The sequence below is a fragment of the Haladaptatus sp. R4 genome, from assembly GCF_001625445.1.
Lineage (GTDB): Archaea > Halobacteriota > Halobacteria > Halobacteriales > Haladaptataceae > Haladaptatus.
Genome location: NZ_LWHG01000028.1, coordinates 145,192 through 164,986 on the forward strand (window position 1 = coordinate 145,192; position 19,795 = coordinate 164,986).

Consider the following 19,795-nt stretch of genomic DNA (forward strand, 5'->3'; position numbering starts at 1 on the left):
CAGAAACGCTTTTTGACATGAGTGGTTCTCCTTTGGGGATCCACTTTACTGTTCCGCTGAAGGCCATCTCACGAAAATTCCGTTTCACTTCGGCGCGACCTCTCTACAATTCTAATACTTTCAAATTAAGTTTCTGTGACGAGAGTGACGGTATCTTTTTATGCTCTTGTTATCAAAGTCGATAACCGATGGGGTCTGTGGAACTGCTGCGGGTGCTCGGTAACAAATACAACGCCGAAATACTCGACGCAACACACGAACCGAAATCCGCACAGGAGCTAAGCGAGGAGCTTGGTATCCCGATAGCGACCAGCTATCGCCGAATAGAAGAACTCACCGAGGCGAACCTGCTCGAACTGATCGGGCGCGAGTTCTCGAACGAAGGCCGCCGAACGAAAGTGTATCGGCGTGACATCGATAGCGTGTCGATCTCGTTTCAGAGTGATGGTATCGACGTGTCCGTCGGTGACCGTCCCGAAGTCGAGAACGCATTGGTAGACGTGTGGCGCGACCTGAAGGAGCAACGGTAACCGTACCGCCAATAAGCACGTGTTCTTCGGCGTCATACCTGCCATCTCGGAGTTCTCGATGGTTACGTTCGCCGTCAGTGGTATTCCCGGGCCGAACGATGAACGCTGTTCTAGCTCTTCATCGGCTTTCCCTTCGTCGTTCTTACGGCCATCGCGATGACCGTCAGTGCGTTCATGTACGGGTTCGAAGGTGATCTCCTCTCCTCAGATTAGACGAAAACTTGCCATTGATGAATATATGACTGCTTAGGCAGTGTTAATTATATACGGATAAGCGACCAGAACGAATTTTCTCCGTTGATGGCCTCATTTTGGATTATATTGCCATTATTGGCCGTCTAAGAACGATATCACACCTGATAATTGGATACGTAGATTTAATACAATCCTTTGATTCGTTCCGCATAGAGTCCGAACCGTGATACATTTCGGTTCGGACATGAAGTGAGAAATCATGAAAGACGCAATTCAACAGCGCCTCAATAACAGAGGTCAGGTCGGTATCGGAACGCTCATCGTGTTCATCGCGATGGTGCTGGTCGCGGCAATCGCGGCCGGTGTGCTCATCAACACGGCGGGTTTCCTCCAGTCGAAGTCCCAGCAGACGGGCCAAGACAGCACGGCACAGGTCTCCAACCGCGTCGAAGTCGTCTCCGGCTTCGGTAACGTGACGTCGAGTGAACAGGTTGACTACATCAACCTGACCGTCATGCGCGGGTCGGGTTCCGATGACATCAACCTCTCGACGGCCACCATCGAGTGGATCGGTCCGAACAAGGCAAAGACGCTCGTGGCAGGAAACCTGTCCGCGACGAATGCGAAATCCGCAGGCATGACGCCCGGTGACAGCCACTACTTCAACGTCTCGGACATAAAGGACGAGGACGACTCCGCACCGGTCCTCAACAGTCAGGACGACCGCTTCACGATCTCGATGAACGCGACGGCAATCGGCGCGAAAGCGCTCGGCGAGGGCCAGACGGTCGACCTCAAACTCACTACGCAGTACGGTGCAGTCACGCTCTACCGCGCGAACATCCCACAGTCGCTCTCCCAGGAGAGCGCGGTGACGGTCTAATAAAAATGAAAGACGCAATTCAACAGCGCCTCAATAACAGAGGTCAGGTCGGTATCGGAACGCTCATCGTGTTCATCGCAATGGTGCTGGTCGCGGCGATCGCGGCCGGTGTGCTCATCAACACGGCGGGCTTCCTCCAGTCGAAATCCGAGCAGACGGGCCAAGACAGCACGGCACAGGTCTCCAACCGCGTTCAGGTCGTCTCCGGCTTCGGTAACGTGACGACGCTGGACGGCACCGGTACTTACGATCCGAACGGAAAGGAGTACGTCGATACGGTCAATTTGACGGTCATGCGCGGATCGGGGTCGGACGACATCAATCTCTCCACGGCCACCATCGAGTGGATCGGCCCGAACAAGGCAGTGACGCTCGTGAACGGCAGCAACGCGAACGGTACCCAATTCACCGTCTCGGCGATCAAGGACGGCGACAAATCGGTTCCCGTTCTCAACAGCCAGGACGACCGCTTCACGATCTCCCTGAACGCGTCGGGAATCGCTGGTAGCAACGTCTACGGACTCTCCGAGGGTCAGACGGCCGAACTTCGACTCACCACGCAGTACGGTGCAGTCACGCTCTACCGTGTGAACGTCCCGCAATCGCTCTCCCAGGAGAGCGCGGTGACGGTCTAACCAGGTACTCTCTTCCTTTTTAGTGCAACCTTCCCCAATCATGAGTCACCACGTTTCTTTGAAAAGGTAGATTTTTCATCCCCTACAATAATTCCAATCCGTGACATCGCTGTTTACCCTCGAAAAAGAGGCCGACGCTGAACGCCTCGTCACGGTGCTCGGCGAAAGCAACAACGACACCATTCGACAGCGAGCCGCAGAAATCCTCGGCGACCTCGACGTCCCGGACGACGAGGTCGTGGACTCACTGACGACGGCCGCACAGGACGATCCGAACGCTGCGGTTCGAGCAGCCGCCATCGACGCCCTCGACCAACGGGAAGCGGTCGAACAGCTCATCGCTGCCATCGTTGGCGAGGAGATCAGCGGAAGTAGAGCTGAGTGGGCGCGAGCGGAGGAACTCACGGACGCGCTCACGTCCGATCAACCGGAGCTTCGAATGGCGGCCGCGAACGTTCTCGGACGGATCGGGAGCCGCTCCGCGACCGAGGATCTGATTCGCCAGTTGTCGGACCCGGATCCCCGAGTTCGCTCGCGTATCGCGCGTGCACTGGGACGGCTTGAGGACAAACGAGCAGTGTCCCACCTCGCCGAGCGACGAACCGACGAGGAAGTCGAAGTCCGTCGGGAGACGGCTGAAGCGCTCGGTCGGATGCAAGGGGACGAGGCGCTTTCCGCTCTGCTCGGTATGCTCAACGACCCTGCCGAAGCGGTGCGACGAATCGCCGCTGGATCGCTCGGGACCTTCGGTAGTGAGAGACCTCTCGACGCCCTCATCGAACTGCTAGGGGATAAATCGGATGCGGTTCGAAAGGCGGCCGTGTTCTCCCTCATCGAGTTGCTCTCGAACGTACCACCGGAGAAGAGCCACGAGCTCCGGGAGACGATGGTCGAAAAGCTCAGTACGAGCGAGCATCGCGTCGTCGTCACGTCGCTCGTCGAGATCATCGAAGAGGGATCACAGGCACACCAGCGCCGCAACGCGACTTGGTTGCTTGGTCGGGTGACAGGTACCCAAAACCGGTGGGAAGCGATCGAGACACTCGTGGGAGTGCTGGACGCCGACGACGGTATGACGGCACAGTTCGCCGTCACTAGTCTCGCAGAGATCGGCGGTAAATCGGTCGAAACCGCGCTCCTGGAGGTGCTCTCCGACTCCGAAGCGACGACGGATGCACAAGCGATGGCCGCGTTCGGTCTCGGGAAGGTCGGGGGTGAACGCTCACGGGAACGACTCGATGATCTCGTAGATACGACCGACGACGAGGAGGTCCGAAAGCGTGCCTTCTCCGCACTTTCGAAACTCGGTGGGAGGGCGTAGTGTAAGAAATAGTATCTACATATTGACGGCATCATTATCTATTCTGAGATTTTACTAAAGTTTTATATTCGGCTAGTGTCTTGATTCGCCAACAATGGTTACGGACTCGCTCATCCGGGTTTTAAAGGACGTTCTCCGGGATACGGATACCTCTGGAGAGTCCCAAAAACGCATCAAGTTCGATGGAGGGGCACAAACTAGTAAGGTTACTGTCTCAAGGAATGACAATATTTCGACAAATTCTGTAGCGGACGTATACAGTGGGACGGGTGCCAGCGACGAACTGCAACAGGCACAAGCCCACCATCTGAACGGACTGTTTTCGAACAGTGAGGCGACTATTGCGGAAGCGCCTCGTCTCGGACGTGAACACGCGGAGGCGGGTGTTCCGGGGGCGACGTTCGCCGCGACGTACGGTGCCGCGTTCGAAACGATGGTAGAAGCGACCTTCGACCGGCTCGATCACCGACTCGGCGACGGAAACGAAGCGGTTTCCGACGAACTCACACGAGCGGAGTCCGAACTCATAGACGCGATATGGGCAGGCGTTTCCGGCATGCAATCCGGACTGGAGGCACACGAGTCCCTGCTCCCGGCCGAGGAAGACGAGGATGAGGACGAACTCAACGTCGACGACGAAGCGCTTCTCGACGGGATCGGTCTTCCGGTGTTCATGCTCAACGCGGACCACGAAGTCGTGGCGTGGAACAGTTCCCTCGAAGAACTGACCGGCACGCCGCGCCAGGAAGCCATCGGGTCGACACGGGCGAGTACCGCGTTCTATCCCGACGGCCGCCGGAGTAAGACGCTCGCGGACAAAATCCTCGACGCTCCGGAGAACACACATCTCGAATTCGATGTCGACCGGGACGCCGACGATAATCAACTCTACCGCGACGAGAGTCAGATGATGGCACAGGGCGGAGAAGAGCGGCAGATCGCCTTCGCAGCCAAACCGCTCTATCAGGACGGAAAACTGATCGCTGTGGTTGAGACTGTGCACGACCGTACCGAGGACGTCCGTCGCCACGATAGCGTGAGGGGATTGGTCGAGGAACTCGGGAGCACCCTGTCCGCCATGCGAGATGGTGACCTCTCGGCTCGCGCCAACTACACCGACGAGTACGACGTGATCGACGATCGGCTCATCTCGGTGGTCGATCAAGTGAACGACATGGGTGAGCGGTTCGAACTGCTCACGACCGAGTGGACGAGCAGGCGTCCGAACTCGCCGAATCGGTCGATAAAGCCTCGGGTTCAGCTCACACCATCGAGGAGCGTGTGGAGGAACAGACGTCACTCCTTACCATCGTCGCCAACGAGATGGAGAATTTCAGCGCGAGCATGCAAGAGGTCGCCGCGAGCTCCGACCAAGTGGCTTCCGCCGCGGAGCAGGCGCAAGCGGCGGCCGACACAGGTCTCGATTCCAGCGAGGGTGCGCGCGAGGCGACGGACGACGTCATCGAGATGAGCGACGACCTCGTGGAGACCGTCACCGAACTCGAATCACAGATGGCCGAGATCGAAGGCGTCATCGAGGTAATCGCCGAAGTAGCGGACCAGACGAACCTCCTCGCACTGAACGCCAACATCGAGGCTGCCCGTGCCGGAGACGCCGGGAGCGGGTTCGAAGTCGTCGCGGACGAGGTCAAGGAACTGGCGAATCAGACGCGCGAACACACCGAGGAAATCGCCGGTCGGATCGAGGATATCCAGTCCCAAGCCAACGAGACCGTCGTCGCCGTCGAGGAATCGAACCAACAGGTTCGGTACGCGGGCGAGGAAATCGAGGACGCCCTCATCGCCCTCGAAGAGATCGCGGACGCCGTGGACGAGGCCGCGGTCGGCGTGACCGAAGTCGCGGAGGCGAACGATGAACAGGCCGCTAACGTCGAACAAGTGATGGCGACCGTCGAGGACGTGCGCGATACGACCGAACAGGTCGAAGCCGCCACCGAGGACATCGTCGGGGCCAGCATGGAACAGACGACAGCGATCAGCGAACTCGCGGACCGCGTCGGCGACCTCACTGCGGGATCGAACTAACGACGACGATTTCCATCTCTCTCACTCATGAGTGAAGGCGAATACAAGATTACAGATACGCGAGGAAAGTTCCTCCAAGCGATGAAAGGCGGCCAAAAGCTGAAGGACGCCGCTTGGACGAGCGGACGCATTCTGCTCTCCAATCGACGGCTCGTTCTCGCCGGAAACGGGGGGAAACGATCGATTCCGCTTTCGAAAGTCAGCGGCATGAGCGGCCGGTACGACGTGAACCAGTCGGTCGCCAGTGTGTCCGACTACATCAGCTTGGAGTTCGACGGCGACGTGTTTCTCGTCTCTTCACAGCTCGAAATCGACGAGTTCGAGGCGAAACTGTACGGCGCGATGTTGAACCAGTCGATGATCCTCGTCAAGCACCCGGCGGTCAAAGGGGGCGTGGTGCAGAACACGGACTGGGAGCGTGCACGGGTAAAAATCGAAGTCGGCGAGGTCGGAATCGCGGTGGCCAGCGGCATCTTCGTCCAACTCGAACTCGACGATATCGGGCAGGTCGATACCGCAAAGCGAACCGTCGAAGGACAGACCAGAACCGTCCTCGAAGTCGAACATTCGGAGGGAAGCACGAGCGTTCAGACGTACATCTCCGGGCAGTCACGTCGCTGTTCGCTCCTCGGATCGCTCTTCCAGAAGGGCGAACAACAGAGCAAATCGGGAGCCGAGCTATCGGAGACCGAAAAAGAAGTTCTGATGGCGCTGTACACCGGCGTCTCATCGTTCGAGATTCCCGATTTCCTCGGCATGGACGTGGACAAAGTCGAGGAAATCTTCGAGCGACTCATCGAACTCGAAGTACTGGACGAGGTCAGAAAGCGCCGTGAAGTAAGCTTGAAGACACGCGGGCGGAACATTGCCAGCGAGTCCATCAGCGAGAAATAACGGCCGTCCGAGCCTGCTGTTTATGCTTTTTTATGCCTCGTGTAGCGTGACGTCGAGGTCTCCGTCGGTGACTTCGACGGTCATCATCGTCGCGTCGATGTCCGGCCCGACACCGGTCGCGGACCCCGGGTTCAACAGGCGAATCCCGTCGTGAACCGTGTCCTCGACCTCGTGGGTGTGGCCACCGATGCCGACCGTGGGTTCGTCGGCCCGCGCTCGCGTCGTGTCGGCGATAGCGTCCAGCCAATCGTCGCGGTTCATGACGACACCCTCCGAACTGGACACCGCTCGCTCGACGGGGTTGATAATGCCGTGGAGCACGACGAACGTCAGGCCATCGACTTCGACGGATGCGACCGGAGGGAGGTCGATGTCGTTCGGGTCGGCGTTGCCGTAGACGGCCGTCAGATCGGACGTCAGCGACCGTACGTCGGCGAGTGCCTCCTCGGAGCCGAAGTCGCCAGCGTGGATGACGTGGTCCGCTACCTCGATGTGCTCGCGGAACGCGTCGGGAATCCGCTCTTTTTGGCCGGGGATGTGCATGTCCGAGAGGATTGCGACTTCCATACGGCCACAGACGAATCGATCTATTACTACTCTGTGGGATGGAGGGAGAAATAAGGATCCAGTGTCCGCCACTGCTCTCACGTGTTCACTTTCTCGATACGGTCGCTGACGATCATCTTCGCCGGGGGGGTCAGCGAGAGGCCGTCGTTGGCCGGGTTCACCAGCCCTTTCTTCTCGATTTCGGTGAGCACCATCGATGCGCTTCCGGCGTCGATGCCGAGCGCGCCAGCGAGGTTGCCGCTGTTCGCGCCGGAGTAGATGGCGACGAGGGCTTCCATCTCCTGTTCGGTAACGTCGATCCGCTCCGCTTGTTGGGAGATCTCGGCGTATTCGAGACGCAGATATCGTCCGAGCAGGTTGAGTTTGCGGTCGGCGGCGACGACGAATTCCGAGGTGACTGTCTGCCCGTTGTCGGCGTGGCGGATCGCGACGACGGTTCGTGTGGTTCCGCCCACGTCGCGGTCCTGTTTCTGGAAGTAACTCACGCCCGAGAGGTCGACCGCGAACGGGTCGGGGATTCCGATAAATTCTACCGTTCCGGACTGGATTCGAAGCTTTCCGGTCTCGAACCGCTGGTCGGTGACGCGCCCACCGACGCGTGCCGGGTGTTTCACCGTGACGGGCGTGCCGCTCAGGATGGCCTTGAAAAGGAAGACCTTGAACTTCCCGACGTTGTCGTTTTTGGCTTCGATGACGGCCGTGTGGCGACCATCGTCCGCTTCGTATGCGACGGTGACGGTATCCTGAAAGAACCCTTCGAGGTCGGACGGGACGTGACCGACAGAGATGTCGAAGATCGAACGTAACGGTATCGTCGTCTTCGATCCGCTCTCGGCCAACACGAGTCGTTTCTGGCTGAGGACAATTCGTCCACGAACCGGTTCCAGCGACTCCCGCGTGTCGAGGCTGAATCTTGCGACGAAATCGGCGATAACTGTTTCAGACATGGCTTTGCTCCACGATTCGCTTTCTCTTTCGTTTTCTGTGTGCTGGACTCATAAGTAATTTCTCATACATTTAAGAACGTTTGCACGACGACGCGAGTCACCCACGCGATGAGCGCACTCACCCACGTGAGCAACACGAAGTGCATGTACGCGTTCACTTTGTGCCCCCCATCGACGATACGAATCATGAGCGAGGAGAGCACCGAATTAAGCAGGATGATGATGACGAGCAGGTACTCTATCATCGGAATGTTGTACACTCCGGTGTGAATTATGGTCCCGATATTGAGTTGCGAGGTGTTCAGGTCGACGGACATCCCGGAGAGGATGGTGACGATTTCGAGACCGATGAAGAAGGCGAACGTCGACGCGGCGGTAATCCCGTAGAGGACACCGATGAGCGTCATCGTGGACTGTTGGCGCTGTTCGCGCAACTGCATCACTTCGTTCATGTTGCCGCTGATGAGTTCCCCGAGGTGCTTCGGTTCACCACCCATCTGTCTGCCGATGAGATACATCTCGCTGAACTTCTGGATGAGATACGAACGGGCATCGGCGGTGAAATGCCGCCACGCGAGTTCCGACTCGATTCGCATGCTCAATCGTATGTACAGGTCGTTGATATCGGGCGTAAGTGCGCCGAAATCCTTCTTTCGGAGCGTTTCGAGCACGTTGGTGGTGGTGCTCTGTTTCGCCGTCTCGCTCGCACCCAACGCGCGGATGAAGTTCGTGAACTCGTCGTCGCGTTCCTTGACCTTGCCCTCCTCACGCCGGACGACCAAGCCGGGCAGTATGAGCGGCGTCGTCGGCAGCGCCGCGAAGATGGGGAGTGGAATCGAACTGGGATCGACGGACGTGCGTCCGAGGAGGATGAGTAGGCAAATAGCGATGGAGATGACGGTCAGAACGATTCCGGCGATGACGCTGAGACGAACCTTCCGCTCGGACGCCGTCCGATCCTTCTGTTCCGGATGGTACCAGACGGGGTCGTACGGTGCGGTCGTTTGGATCATGAACAGAAATCCCATCTGTACGAACGCGAACATGACGACGACCGCGCTGACCGTCATCGTCGGGTTCGTCCCCGACAGGATGGGAAGCACCGTCGCGAACACGAGTGCGAAGGTGACGGAGAGGATCATCGAGAGGTAGAGGTCCTTCATCACTTCGAGGTTCTGCAACGCGCCTTCGTAGATGGTGACGTAGTTCTGAATGACCACGTCCTGTTCGGAGGCCAGGAAATCCTGAATCGTCCCGCCCGCACCGATGGTGTAGGCGAGACGGTCGAAGAAGTCCGACAGCGGCTTGCTCGGGACTTTTCTTGCCCGGATTCGGAGCGCATCGTCCAAACTCTGGTTCCACGTGTCGACCAATTGGACGATCCGTTGCATCTCCAATGCAAGCTCCTTGTACTCCTTTTCCTCCGAGAGGACGCGAAACACCTGCACCCGGTCCATGTTCGCCGTCGAGAGGACGGTCATGTGGGTGATGAATAGGTGTAGTCTGTCCTCGATCTGTTTTTTCCGTCGGTCCCGCAGTAGCTTCGGGTAGATGACTGCCGTCGTCAACCCGAGGATTCCAAGCAACGGGATCGGCAGAGCGACGAGAACCGGCAGGTGAACGGTGAAGACGATGGTGAGGCTGATGACGAAAAACACCGCTGCCGGAACGATGACGAGACCGATGTATCGGAACATCGGCATCTCCATCTGCTGGTAGGCCTCGATGGTCGAGGAAGCCGCGGAGCTGAGGAGTTGCTTCGCGTCCGTAGGCTGTACTTCTGCCTCCGCCATGTCAAATCGACCGATGGACGTCGAACGGAAGGCCATCGACGCCGTCGCGATGGAAGGCTTCGATGACTTCGTTCACCTCGTGGTAGCCGAGGACGTTTTCTTCTATCATTCGTTCCATGATTCGTGCGCGAAAGTCCAGTTCCTCGTAGATGTCTCGCGTGTTCTCGTAGCCCAGCAGCGTCGCGATCTGTTCTTCCAACACGTAGGAGTTGTTCATCCCCTGAAAGACGATTTCGTCCTCGACGGGATCCCAGTAGAACGCTTGGCGCGTCACCACGCCGCCCATGTCCTTCGAGTACCCCTCGATTTCCTGGACGCTCGTCACGCGACGGAGGACTTTGTCGCCCTGCTTGACCCGATTCTGGAACAGCGCCACGTCGGCGTTGTCCATGAACGTCTCGGGGACGTTGATCGGGTCGCCGGTAAACCGCTGAATCATCGAAACGATATCGCTCGCGTGGAAGGTGAGCATCACGGGGTGGCCGGTCTGGGCCGCCTGAAACGCCATCCGACCCTCCGCACCACGAACCTCACCCACGATGATGTAATCGGGGCGGGAACGCAGTGCCGCTGCGACGAGGTCGAACATGTCCACATCGGCGCTGGCTTCGCTCTTCCCTTCTCGGGTGAGCAGTTGCTGCCACGTGTTGTGTGGCGGCAGCACCTCGGCGGTGTCCTCCGCGGTGTAAATCTTGTTGTCCCGGGGGATGAACGACAGGATGCAGTTGAGCGTCGTCGTCTTCCCGGACGCCGTCTCTCCCACGACGAACACCGTCTGTTCGTTCTCCAGACAGAGCCACAGGTAGGCCGCCAGTTGCGGCGACAGCGTTCCCCAATTCGTAATCTGGGCAACCGACAGTGGCGTACCTTCGTTCTGACGGATTGTGAGGCTCGGTCCCTTGATGCTCACGTCGTCGCTGTAGATGATGTTGATACGCGACCCGTCCGGAAGCGTCGAGTCCACGATGGGGTCCGAATCGGAAACCGGGTCCCCGATTCGTTCGCCCATGTTACGAAGCCAATTGTCGAAGTGGCCGTTCGTCCCGAAATCGACAGTCGTCCCGAGCATGCCGTAGGTTCCGTGATCGACGTACGTCTCGTGGGGACCGATGACGTGAATGTCCTCGTTCGACGGGTCACGCATGATGGGTTCCAGTGGACCGAACCCGACGATATCCCGGTTTAGTCGATAGCGAATATTCTCGTAGGTTTGACCGGAAACCTGGTACTTACCGATCCCGGAGAAATTTCGCAACTCATCGACCACGTTGTTTTCACGGAGCCCCTGAATTCCGGCCTTCACGTCGTCGTAGGAGATACTGCTGACGCGTCGTGCGAGGTCCTGGGGCGAGACGTTCTGAATCCGCTTTTGAATGTCCCGTGCGGAAACGCCGCTGATTCGTGTTCCGATGGTGTCGTTCGCTTCGCCGATTCGAACCGTCTCTTGGAGGAGTTCCTCGATCCTGTCGTCGTACTCCGATTCGCTCTCGGGCGCTGGTTTCGTGACGCTCTTTTCGAGAATCTTGTTCCGGACGTTCCAGAACAGGTCCTGTTCGGTGTCGCTCAAATCCGGTTCGATGGCGTAGTACTTCGTATCCCGACCGATATCCCCGTAGATGTGACAGTAGATGGGACCGCCCGCCGGATAGATGACGTTCGGTTTGTCCGCTTCCCATTCGCCCGACGGTTCTTCGATGAGTTTCGGGAATTCACCCGTGAACTGCTTGAAACGTTTCAAGTAGTCACGGAGGTGCGGACGGCGCATCGCGACCTCACGGAGGTTGTCTTCGATTTGGGTGGACCCATGCTCGGTCATTTTTTATGCGACGCTACGACTCTCGATGACGATACCAGCATCGGCGCGAACCGAGTATCCGATACTATCACCGACCTGTTCTCCCATCCCGGCGAACCGCTTGACCGAGATGTTTCGACGCACGTCGTTTCCGACTTCGACCATCTGGAGTTCCATGAACACGTCCGCGATGGCCCGGAACGGTCCGATTGCATCCTCGTCAACCGTCGAAGGGTCGACGGTCAGAACGACGACCTTGCCCTGACTGACGAGGTCACGAAAGAACGAGATGATTTCGAGTGCGGCCTGTCGTTCCTCGTTCTGTCGGACCAACGCCTCGAACGTCGGATCGTTGCGGAGAATCGCGTCGAATGTGTCGATGATGACCACGTCCGCGTCCCACATGGCCTCCGCTTTCATCAACCGGTTTAGCAACTCCTTTCGCTGTCCGTCGTCCGTGTTCTCGCTCGGTGCTGTTATCTGGCGCGTTCCGGTATCCACGTCGGCGTGCAGGAACAGCAGTCGCTCGTTCAAGAGATGCTCCTCGATGCCGTAGGATAGCGAGTGCATCTGATCGATGAACCCACGCACCGTCAGTTCCGTCGAGAGCAACGTCACGCTGTGGTCGGTCTCACAGAGACCGTAACTGAACCGCTGGCTCAGTGCGCTCTTACCTGCGCCGTAGTCCCCTTCCATGAGGACGATGGACCCTCGCGGGATGCCACCTCCGAGTTCGTTGTTCAGGCGGTCGTGATCTTGCAAGCCGAGCGAGTAGAGATTGTTCGAACTCATGATCTAAACTCCAGCACCTCCGAGTCGCCGTTGACGATGAGCTTCACGCGATGATCGTTTCCGGGCGGCAATTGAGTGCTTGGTGTGATTATAACGCGTGCTACATTTCCGACGTCCCAGTAGGTGCCGTCGACGACTTCTACCGAGACATTCGATTGATACTTTCCGTCTAGTAGTACATCAATCTGGTCGCTTGACCCCTTTAAATTCTCTGACCCAGTGTTCTTTATCAGCAGGGTAATATTTTCGTTGCCGCTTGCGTTATAAACGGCCCCACTGGCAGGGTCACTGATGATCTCGATATCCGTCCTGACGTTGTGACTGATGTCGATACTCCTGTCACCTAACGCACCGGACAGTCGTTGGATGCCCGTGCTGAACGTCCCGGCGACGCTCGCCGCGATGATGAGACTCGCGATGAACAGGATGAGGTGGGACGTGGAGACGCTCGCCACTCAGACCACCACCGTATCCGCCGGTCCGGGACCGGTCACGACTTTCACACGCTTCGGACCGGTCGAGACGTTGATCCTGTAATGGAGGGACTCACCGGGGAGCCACAGTTCGGTGCCGTTGTTGCCGTCAACGTCACGTGCGGCGACTGATTTTTCGGAGATGTATACACCATCGACCAACAAGTCGGTATCACTTACATCGAGCGTGGTCGTTCCGGTGTTGTTCACGGTTACGTTCAGGTATCCTGCGGAATAGTTCACTGTTGTTATATTTAGTCCGGTGTTTTGCTGTTCGAGGACGTGCTCAGACTGGGACGTTTGGGCGTCGTTGACCCGCTCGAAACCGTTGTAGGCCGACGAGTAGAACATTCCAAAGCTGAGGAACATCGCCAGGAAGATGATGGCAGTGGAACCACTAACGCTGAAGCCCATTGCCCTCTCCCCGTATCCCTGCACAGTGGTCAACGACTTTTTGCTCGATTGCGTCTCCGGTGAGTTGGCTCATGAACGAGAGACTCCGAATGTGGTCGTCCACACTGAGGGTGGCCGGTGTCGCGTCGGCGTCCACGTCCGTCACGTCGGCGATCCCGCGAGCGAACCCGAGTAGTTGCTCCTCGACGGGTTCGCTGATCCAATCGATGTCTTCGTAGTATCCGATGGTCCGAACGGCGTCCTCGGAGCCGAACTCCTCGACGAGGAATTCCAACCACTCCATCACGACGAGGTCCACGATGTAGCCCGCGGGGAGGGTGGCGAGATACGGCTTTTGCATGCCGTTTCGCATCGCCATCGTCGTCTCCGCCGCTTGGGATTCGTCCGTTTGAGCCGGTTCCTCGAATTCGAACTCGCCCGTATCGAGCGCTTCCGATGTTCCTGGTTCATGATCGGGTTCCGTCTCCGGCACCTCCTCGGGTTCGACGTCGAACTCGATTTCCGACTCCGCTTCGTCGGAATCTCCCTCTTCGGCCCACTCGGCTTCCCCGGATTCGTACTCGTCTTTGAGTTCTTGGAATGTCGAACCGCCCGCCTGTCCGTCGCTTTCGTCGTCTTCCATCCCTTCGTCCGCTTCCATCTCGTCCATATCGTCCATCCCGAGGTCGTCCATGTCGTCGTCCTCGATGTCGTCGAACGTATCATCGAAGAAGCTCTCGGCGTCGGCATCGGCGACATCGTCGTCGAGGTCATCATCGTCGTCCTCTTCCTCTTCGTCGAAGAGGCCAAACCCGTCGTTACCGCCGCCACCGAACGCGTCGCCGCCGAGGCCGCCGTTGGGGACGTCGTCAACGAACGGATTGACGCCGCGCGTGACCATCTCGTAGATTTCGAGCAGTTTACGGACGTTCTCCTCGACGTCGTCCACTTTCTCGCTTATCTGCTCGTTTTCACTCCGAACGGTGCTGACCGTCGAGGCGATGTCTCCGACCTCGTTTTCGAGGTCTTGGAGGCGATTTTCGAGTTCCTGTGTCGAACCGCCACCCATGTCGCCGAACCCGTCACCGCCCCCGTCGCCCCAGTCGTCCATACCGCCGTCCATGCTGTCGTCCAAATCACCGAAGTCGTCACCACCGAGGTCATCATCGAACAGGTCGTCGCCGTTCGACTCCCCCTCGGCACTCTCGTCATCCTCCATGAAGTCCATGATTCCCATGGCACCCATGGCTACCGACCCACTCAGGAGCGGAGCGAGGTTGGGAGCAAGAGTTATAAGTCTCATTATGCACACCACCGAACGCCAGCACATTAATCTTCTGCCTGAGTTATCAAAATTGATACCATGATGGATAGAACACATTTCGGGGATGGAGGGACGAGGTATGGCGCAGAATAATCGTTAAATGCCCTATAAATGAGGTTTAGAGATCACTCTACTTCTATTGTTTTCTTATATATACGGAGACGTTTGTCTATCGAGTCATATCCTTCCTTCAGAACATCGGGTAGCGTTTCCGTTTTCCCGATAACGAGATACCCGCCCGTTCGAAGCGAGTCGGTGATCGTTTGGAGCATCGGCAGTTTGTGCTCGGCGTTGATGTAGATGAACAGGTTTCTGCACGAAACGAAATCGAAATCCGACTTCGAACGACCGTGAATCAGGTCGTGCCGCTCGAACTCGACCAACCGTTTCACCCGATCCGGCACCCGAAACTCGGTATCGTCCCGCTGCACGAACCGCTCGTAACCGTCGAGCGGTTCGAGTTGCTCCGCGATGTCCGTCGTTCGAGTGCTCCGGTACACTCCGTGGCGTGCCTTCGCCAGCACTTCGCGGTCGATATCGGTCGCCGTTATCCGTATCTTCGTCTCGTCGATCTCCGAATCCGCGAACGCGAGCAGCGCCAGCGAGTACGGTTCCCGTCCGTCCGAACACGCCGCACTCCAGAGTTTTACGTGACGCCCGGACTCGGTCAGCGATCGCAGGACACGTCGAACTTCCGCCCACACGTCCGGGTTTCGGAAGAAACTCGTCACGTTGACGGATAGCGCATCGAGGAGTGCGGTTCGTTCGTCCGCGTCCGTTTCGAGTCGCTGTCGATAGCGATCGTAGGTTTCGATTCCCGTCCGACGCATACGCGAGGATATCCGCCGATCGAGATACGAGGAATCGTAGTGGCTCGTCGCGAAGCCGAGTTCCGACTCGATGAACGAGAGCAGGGTGTCGAACGAGTTCAAATTCGGTTCACCCCTCGGTGGGTACTCTTGACCACGAGGACGGCCGTCCCCGTGTGCAGTTCGAGCGAGCGTCCGTGGTTTCCTCCCGTGTCCTCGCCGACGATGGGTATCTCCCGGTCGGCGAGCAGTTCCTTGCTCGCCTCGACGTTTCGCGCTCCGACGTCCCGTCCGATTCCGGACAGATCGAGCATGTTGCTCCCGCCCGCGATCTTCGCCTCGATGGAGTCGGCGTTCGCTCCTTCATCGATCATCTCCGTGAGCATCCTCTCGATGGCCGTATCCACGAACTTCGCGTCGTCCCCGCCGGATTCGGGTGCGGAAGGGAGCATGACGTGTGCGAGACCGGCGACGCCGCTGGACCGTTCGGACAGCGCGATGCCGAGACAGGATCCGAGTCCGGTCGTCGTGAGTCGTGTTTCGTGGGGTGTGACGGCGTAATCCGCGACACCGACCTTTATCGGACCACCCCCCCGATGCGACTCGCTGCGATACACCTTCATAATCGTCCTGCGCTGGTTTTTCGCTCCGCAGTCGCGTCGGAATCGAGCGACATGAGTACGTCCTGGAGTTCCGATTCGTCCGGAAGCACGTACAGCGAACAGTCGAACGGCTGGTCCGCCGCACGAATGGTCGCATCGGAAACGAACGCGAACTCCTGATTCTGCCCGAGGTGGGCGACCAACGGGTCCGCGATTGCACTGCCCATGTCGTAGGCGAACGTCGGCGGCGAGATGTCGATGGTCGTTTCGAGCGCGTTCGCCCACCCATCGATGAAACTGCTCGCCATGATGTTGCCGAGTTCCTGAATTGCGTTTTGCTCCGCCTCGCTCAACTCACCATCCTCCCCGTCGCCGGGAACCAACGCGCTAGCGACGCCGTGTGCGGACGATTCGTCGAACAGCATCAGGACGAACCCACCGGGGGCGTTTTCGAGTTGGATGACGACACCGACGTACGTCCTATCTCCCAGTGACTCCGGCACTTCCTGGACGGGAACGAAGCTGACGTGTGTGATATCGACCGTCGTTTCGATACCCGTCATCGCCGTGATGTTCTCCGCGACGGTCGTCGCACCGCTTCGCGTCATCTCGTCGAAGTGCGAGAGGTTCTCCACGGAAACGGGTTCGCCTTCGGCGGCGAGCAGGGTATCGTACTCCCCCACTCCCGGCGAGAGGTGAACGCGGAACGAAATCGATTCGTCCACCGCACAGATCGAACTCGCAAAGACGAACGTTTCGTCGTCGTCGAGGAGCAGCGTCGGGTCGCCGTCCACGTACGTCGGCGGCGAGATGTCGATGGTCGTTCCGAGGTAGTCGGCCCATCCATCCACGAACCCGCCAGCCATCACGTTTCCGAGTTCCCGAAGGATGCTCTCGTCCATGTCCTCCATTCCGGGTGCGAGCGCGTCACGCATCCGCTCGACGCTTTTCGCAGGGAACGTGAACGCCGTCCGTCCACACAGTCCGCCGTCCAGTTCGATGACGACGCCGACACATCCGCCACCCTCGTTCGTCTCGGTGTCCGAGCGAACGTACGTCCGCGTAACGTCCACGAACGTCTCTATTTCGGCCATCGCCGACAGGTGTGCGGCCGCCCGCTCTGCCCCCTCGTGTGCCATTCTGTTTACCGCTTCGAGCTTTCTGATATCGACTTCCATCTCAAACCTCTATCTTGCGCATCATCCGAACCAGTTGTTCGAGTTCGGGGAACGTGTACACCTTCACTTCCACGTTCGAATCCGGTACCCGTACCCGCGAGTCGAGCACCATCGCCACGTCGTCGTCTCGATGGCCGACCAGCGACTCGACGGTTCGACTCGCCGGGCCGTACGTGAACGTCGGCGTCGAAAAGTCGATGGTCGTCCGGAGAACGTTCGCCCAGCCATCGATGAATCCGCTGGTCATGATGTTGCCGATCTCCTGAACGGCGGACTTTTCCATGTCGCTGAACCCCTTCTCCGCGGGGTCACCCATGCCACCCATCATGCCGTGTGCGAGCTTTTTTGCGCTCCCGACCGAAAACAGAAACAGGATGTATCCGTAGGGCTGCTCGACGAGTTCGATGTGAATCCCGACTTGCTTCTCGTGGCCCATGTGGTTGCGGATATCGCGGATATCGATGAAGTTCGTCTTGGTTATCTCCATCTCCGTCTGCATTCCCGTCATCTGATTCAGGTGGTTTGCCACCGTGTTCGCACCCTGCTTTGCCATCCTGTTGAACAGGCTCAATTTCCGAATGTCTATCTGCAAACTCATTATAAACTCTCCACGTCGAGGATGGTCACCACGTCGCCTTCACCGAGCACCGCCGCCCCGGAGAGACCCGGAATTCCGGACAGGATTCCTTCGAACGGCTTGACGACGACCTCTTCCTGTCTGCTCACGGCATCGCAGTGAATCGCGACCTGTCGTTCAGACTCGTTGACCCGGACGAGCATCCCGTCCCCGTTTTTGGTTTCGCCGGGAACGTCGAGCGCTTGTCCGAGGCGGATGAGCGGATACACCGTGTCGTCGTGCGTAACGACCTCCTCGCCTTCGATGTGTTTTACTGCACCCATCCGTCGAATCTCGTCCACGTTCTTGATGGGGATTCCGTACTCCTCCTCACCCGACTCCACGAACAGCACTTTGACGATGGCGACCGTGACGGGAAGCGAGAGGCTGATGGTCGTGCCGCCACCGAGTTCACTCTCGACGCTGAGGTCACCGTCGAGGCGCTTGATGGTGTTTTTGACGACGTCCATACCGACGCCGCGACCGCTCACGTCGGTAATCTCCTCGTTCGTCGAGAAGCCCGCGTGGAAGATGAGTTCGTAGGCCTCCTCGTCCGAAAGCGCGTCCGCCTCACCCCGCGTCAGGATGTTCTTGCTCACCGCCTTCGACCGAATGGTGTCGGCGTCGATACCGGCACCGTCGTCCGCCACTTCGATAGTGACGCGGTCGCGTTCGCGCATGCCGCGCAGGTGAATCGTCCCGGTGCGCGATTTCCCGTTCGCCTCACGCTCCTCCGGGGGTTCGATGCCGTGGTCGACGGCGTTCCGGAGGAGGTGCATGAGCGGGTCGCTGATCTCGTTCAGGATGGTGCGGTCGAGTTCGATGCTCTTCCCTTCCATCACGAAGTCGATCTCCTTCTCCTGGGTGCGCGAGAGGTCGCGCACCAGTCGCGGGAACTTGTCCACGATCTTCTTGAGCGGCACGAGCCGCATGTCCATGACCGTGTCCTGCAGGCTGGTCGTTATCTTGTCGAGTTCGTCCAGGTTGTCCGATGCGCTACCTAGTTCTCCCTGTTCGATCGACCGTCGAAGTTTGATACGGCTGGTGACGAGTTGTTCGACGAGCCCGTGCAGGTCGTCCAACTGGTCCACGTTGACGCGAATCGACTGGATTTCGTCCACCGGTGTGGCGGTATCCGACTCGTCGGCTCCGGTTGCGGGTTCCGTCCCCGTCGGTTCACCCGCCGATTCGGATACCCCGGCCGGTTCGGACTCGGACGCCGAATCGACCGACTTCCCCACCGCTCCGGCAGGGTCGGGCACCGCGTGGGTCACGTCGGTGACCGTAGTGGATTCGACCTTCGACGCACCGTCGATGACCTCCGAGACGTGTTCCTCCTCGCCGTCCGTAACGAACAGGTCGAAACCGTCGTCGTACTCGCCTTCGTCGATGGCTTCGACGGGCGGGACCGCACCGAGCAGATCGAGTTTCTCGGTCACCTCGCCGAGAACGAACATCGCATCGACGCCTTTCATCTGCGAGTCACCCATTTCCACTCGGGCGTGGAACACCGGGTCGACTCCGGCCAGCACCGACGGGTCGTCGAGTCGTTCGAGGATCGTTTCGGCACCGGTTTCTGCTGCCTCGTCGGTCGACTCAGGTTTTTCCTCGTCGGAGACGGTACTCGCCCCCTCCAACGTCGTGCGAATGTCTTGGATGGTCGCGCTCGGATCGGTTTTCGATTCGCCGTGTGCCTCGATTTCGGCGAGAATGACCTCGATTTTGTCCACGCCTGCGAAGACGTGGTCCATGATTTCCGGCGTGACTTCCATCCTCCCCTGTCGAATTTCGTCCAGCAGGTCCTCGATGGCGTGAGCCAGGTCGCTTCCACTCTGGAATCCCATCGCCGCGAAGTTTCCTTTCAGCGTGTGTGCTGTCCGGAAGATGGAATCCATCGCCTCCTCGTCGTTCGGGTCGTTCTCCAGTTCGAGCAGCGAGTTGTTCAGTTCCGTTATGTTCTCTTCGCTTTCACGAATGAAATCCTGTATGTATTCATCCATAT

The 19,795-nt window shown here is 58.5% G+C and carries 20 protein-coding genes; 7 read left to right on the forward strand and 13 right to left on the reverse strand.

The genetic code is table 11. From position 1 onward, the window contains the following. The first annotated feature begins 188 nt into the window (after positions 1–188). From A4G99_RS15725 to A4G99_RS15750, 7 genes are all read left to right on the forward strand, one after another. Entirely contained in the window at positions 189–530 is a 342-nt protein-coding gene (locus A4G99_RS15725; RefSeq protein WP_066145644.1) for a helix-turn-helix domain-containing protein, read from the forward strand. 454 nt (positions 531–984) lie between these two features. Then, on the forward strand, positions 985–1,608 hold the full coding sequence (locus tag A4G99_RS15730) for an archaellin/type IV pilin N-terminal domain-containing protein (protein WP_066145647.1): 624 nt from the start codon (positions 985–987) through the stop codon (positions 1,606–1,608). A gap of 5 nt (positions 1,609–1,613) precedes the next feature. Next, entirely contained in the window at positions 1,614–2,243 is a 630-nt protein-coding gene (locus tag A4G99_RS15735; protein ID WP_066145650.1) for an archaellin/type IV pilin N-terminal domain-containing protein, read from the forward strand. Between the two features lie 100 nt (positions 2,244–2,343). Continuing rightward, complete coding sequence (locus A4G99_RS15740; RefSeq protein ID WP_066145653.1) at positions 2,344–3,564, forward strand: HEAT repeat domain-containing protein; 1,221 nt, start codon at positions 2,344–2,346, stop codon at positions 3,562–3,564. Positions 3,565–3,658: 94 nt separating this feature from the next. Then, a complete protein-coding gene (locus tag A4G99_RS15745) occupies positions 3,659–5,035 on the forward strand; it encodes a PAS domain-containing protein (RefSeq protein ID WP_223301919.1) in 1,377 nt (458 codons plus the stop codon). Beyond that, entirely contained in the window at positions 4,939–5,610 is a 672-nt protein-coding gene (locus A4G99_RS27395; RefSeq protein ID WP_223301920.1) for a methyl-accepting chemotaxis protein, read from the forward strand. Before A4G99_RS15745 ends, A4G99_RS27395 begins: the two co-directional genes overlap by 97 nt. Positions 5,611–5,637: 27 nt before the next feature. Beyond that, on the forward strand, positions 5,638–6,504 hold the full coding sequence (locus A4G99_RS15750) for a CheF family chemotaxis protein (RefSeq protein ID WP_066145656.1): 867 nt from the start codon (positions 5,638–5,640) through the stop codon (positions 6,502–6,504). A gap of 30 nt (positions 6,505–6,534) precedes the next feature. Here A4G99_RS15750 and A4G99_RS15755 read toward each other — a convergent pair whose 3' ends face one another. The 13 genes from A4G99_RS15755 to cheA form a co-directional block, all read right to left on the reverse strand. Beyond that, complete coding sequence (locus A4G99_RS15755) at positions 6,535–7,071, reverse strand: metallophosphoesterase family protein (RefSeq protein ID WP_066145661.1); 537 nt, start codon at positions 7,069–7,071, stop codon at positions 6,535–6,537. A gap of 77 nt (positions 7,072–7,148) precedes the next feature. Continuing rightward, a complete protein-coding gene (locus tag A4G99_RS15760) occupies positions 7,149–8,018 on the reverse strand; it encodes a CheF family chemotaxis protein (protein ID WP_066145666.1) in 870 nt (289 codons plus the stop codon). Positions 8,019–8,080: 62 nt separating this feature from the next. Continuing rightward, entirely contained in the window at positions 8,081–9,811 is a 1,731-nt protein-coding gene (flaJ, locus tag A4G99_RS15765; RefSeq protein WP_066145671.1) for an archaellar assembly protein FlaJ, read from the reverse strand. Between the two features lies 1 nt (position 9,812). After that, the gene (locus A4G99_RS15770) at positions 9,813–11,627 is read right to left on the reverse strand and encodes a type II/IV secretion system ATPase subunit (protein WP_066145674.1); all 1,815 of its coding nucleotides are present in this window, start codon (positions 11,625–11,627) and stop codon (positions 9,813–9,815) included. A 3-nt stretch (positions 11,628–11,630) separates the two neighbouring features. After that, the gene (locus tag A4G99_RS15775) at positions 11,631–12,398 is read right to left on the reverse strand and encodes an ATPase domain-containing protein (protein ID WP_066145677.1); all 768 of its coding nucleotides are present in this window, start codon (positions 12,396–12,398) and stop codon (positions 11,631–11,633) included. Continuing rightward, on the reverse strand, positions 12,395–12,853 hold the full coding sequence (locus tag A4G99_RS15780) for a flagellar protein G (RefSeq protein WP_066145680.1): 459 nt from the start codon (positions 12,851–12,853) through the stop codon (positions 12,395–12,397). Before A4G99_RS15780 ends, A4G99_RS15775 begins: the two co-directional genes overlap by 4 nt. Continuing rightward, on the reverse strand, positions 12,854–13,285 hold the full coding sequence (locus A4G99_RS15785) for a fla cluster protein FlaF (RefSeq protein ID WP_066145683.1): 432 nt from the start codon (positions 13,283–13,285) through the stop codon (positions 12,854–12,856). Continuing rightward, complete coding sequence (locus tag A4G99_RS15790) at positions 13,269–14,567, reverse strand: FlaD/FlaE family flagellar protein (RefSeq protein ID WP_066145686.1); 1,299 nt, start codon at positions 14,565–14,567, stop codon at positions 13,269–13,271. Before A4G99_RS15790 ends, A4G99_RS15785 begins: the two co-directional genes overlap by 17 nt. Before the next feature lie 146 nt (positions 14,568–14,713). After that, positions 14,714–15,520, reverse strand: coding sequence for a protein-glutamate O-methyltransferase CheR (locus tag A4G99_RS15795; protein WP_066145689.1), 807 nt, complete (start codon positions 15,518–15,520; stop codon positions 14,714–14,716). Further along, complete coding sequence (locus A4G99_RS15800) at positions 15,517–16,020, reverse strand: chemotaxis protein CheD (RefSeq protein ID WP_066145692.1); 504 nt, start codon at positions 16,018–16,020, stop codon at positions 15,517–15,519. Before A4G99_RS15800 ends, A4G99_RS15795 begins: the two co-directional genes overlap by 4 nt. Then, complete coding sequence (locus tag A4G99_RS15805) at positions 16,017–17,138, reverse strand: chemotaxis protein CheC (protein WP_223301921.1); 1,122 nt, start codon at positions 17,136–17,138, stop codon at positions 16,017–16,019. The genes A4G99_RS15800 and A4G99_RS15805 overlap by 4 nt, the downstream gene beginning before the upstream one ends. 40 nt (positions 17,139–17,178) lie before the next feature. Further along, positions 17,179–17,775 (reverse strand): chemotaxis protein CheC, encoded by a 597-nt coding sequence (locus tag A4G99_RS15810; RefSeq protein ID WP_066145698.1) that lies wholly within the window; start codon positions 17,773–17,775, stop codon positions 17,179–17,181. Further along, the gene (gene cheA, locus A4G99_RS15815) at positions 17,775–19,793 is read right to left on the reverse strand and encodes a chemotaxis protein CheA (RefSeq protein ID WP_066145701.1); all 2,019 of its coding nucleotides are present in this window, start codon (positions 19,791–19,793) and stop codon (positions 17,775–17,777) included. Before cheA ends, A4G99_RS15810 begins: the two co-directional genes overlap by 1 nt. Between the last annotated feature and the right edge of the window lie 2 nt (positions 19,794–19,795).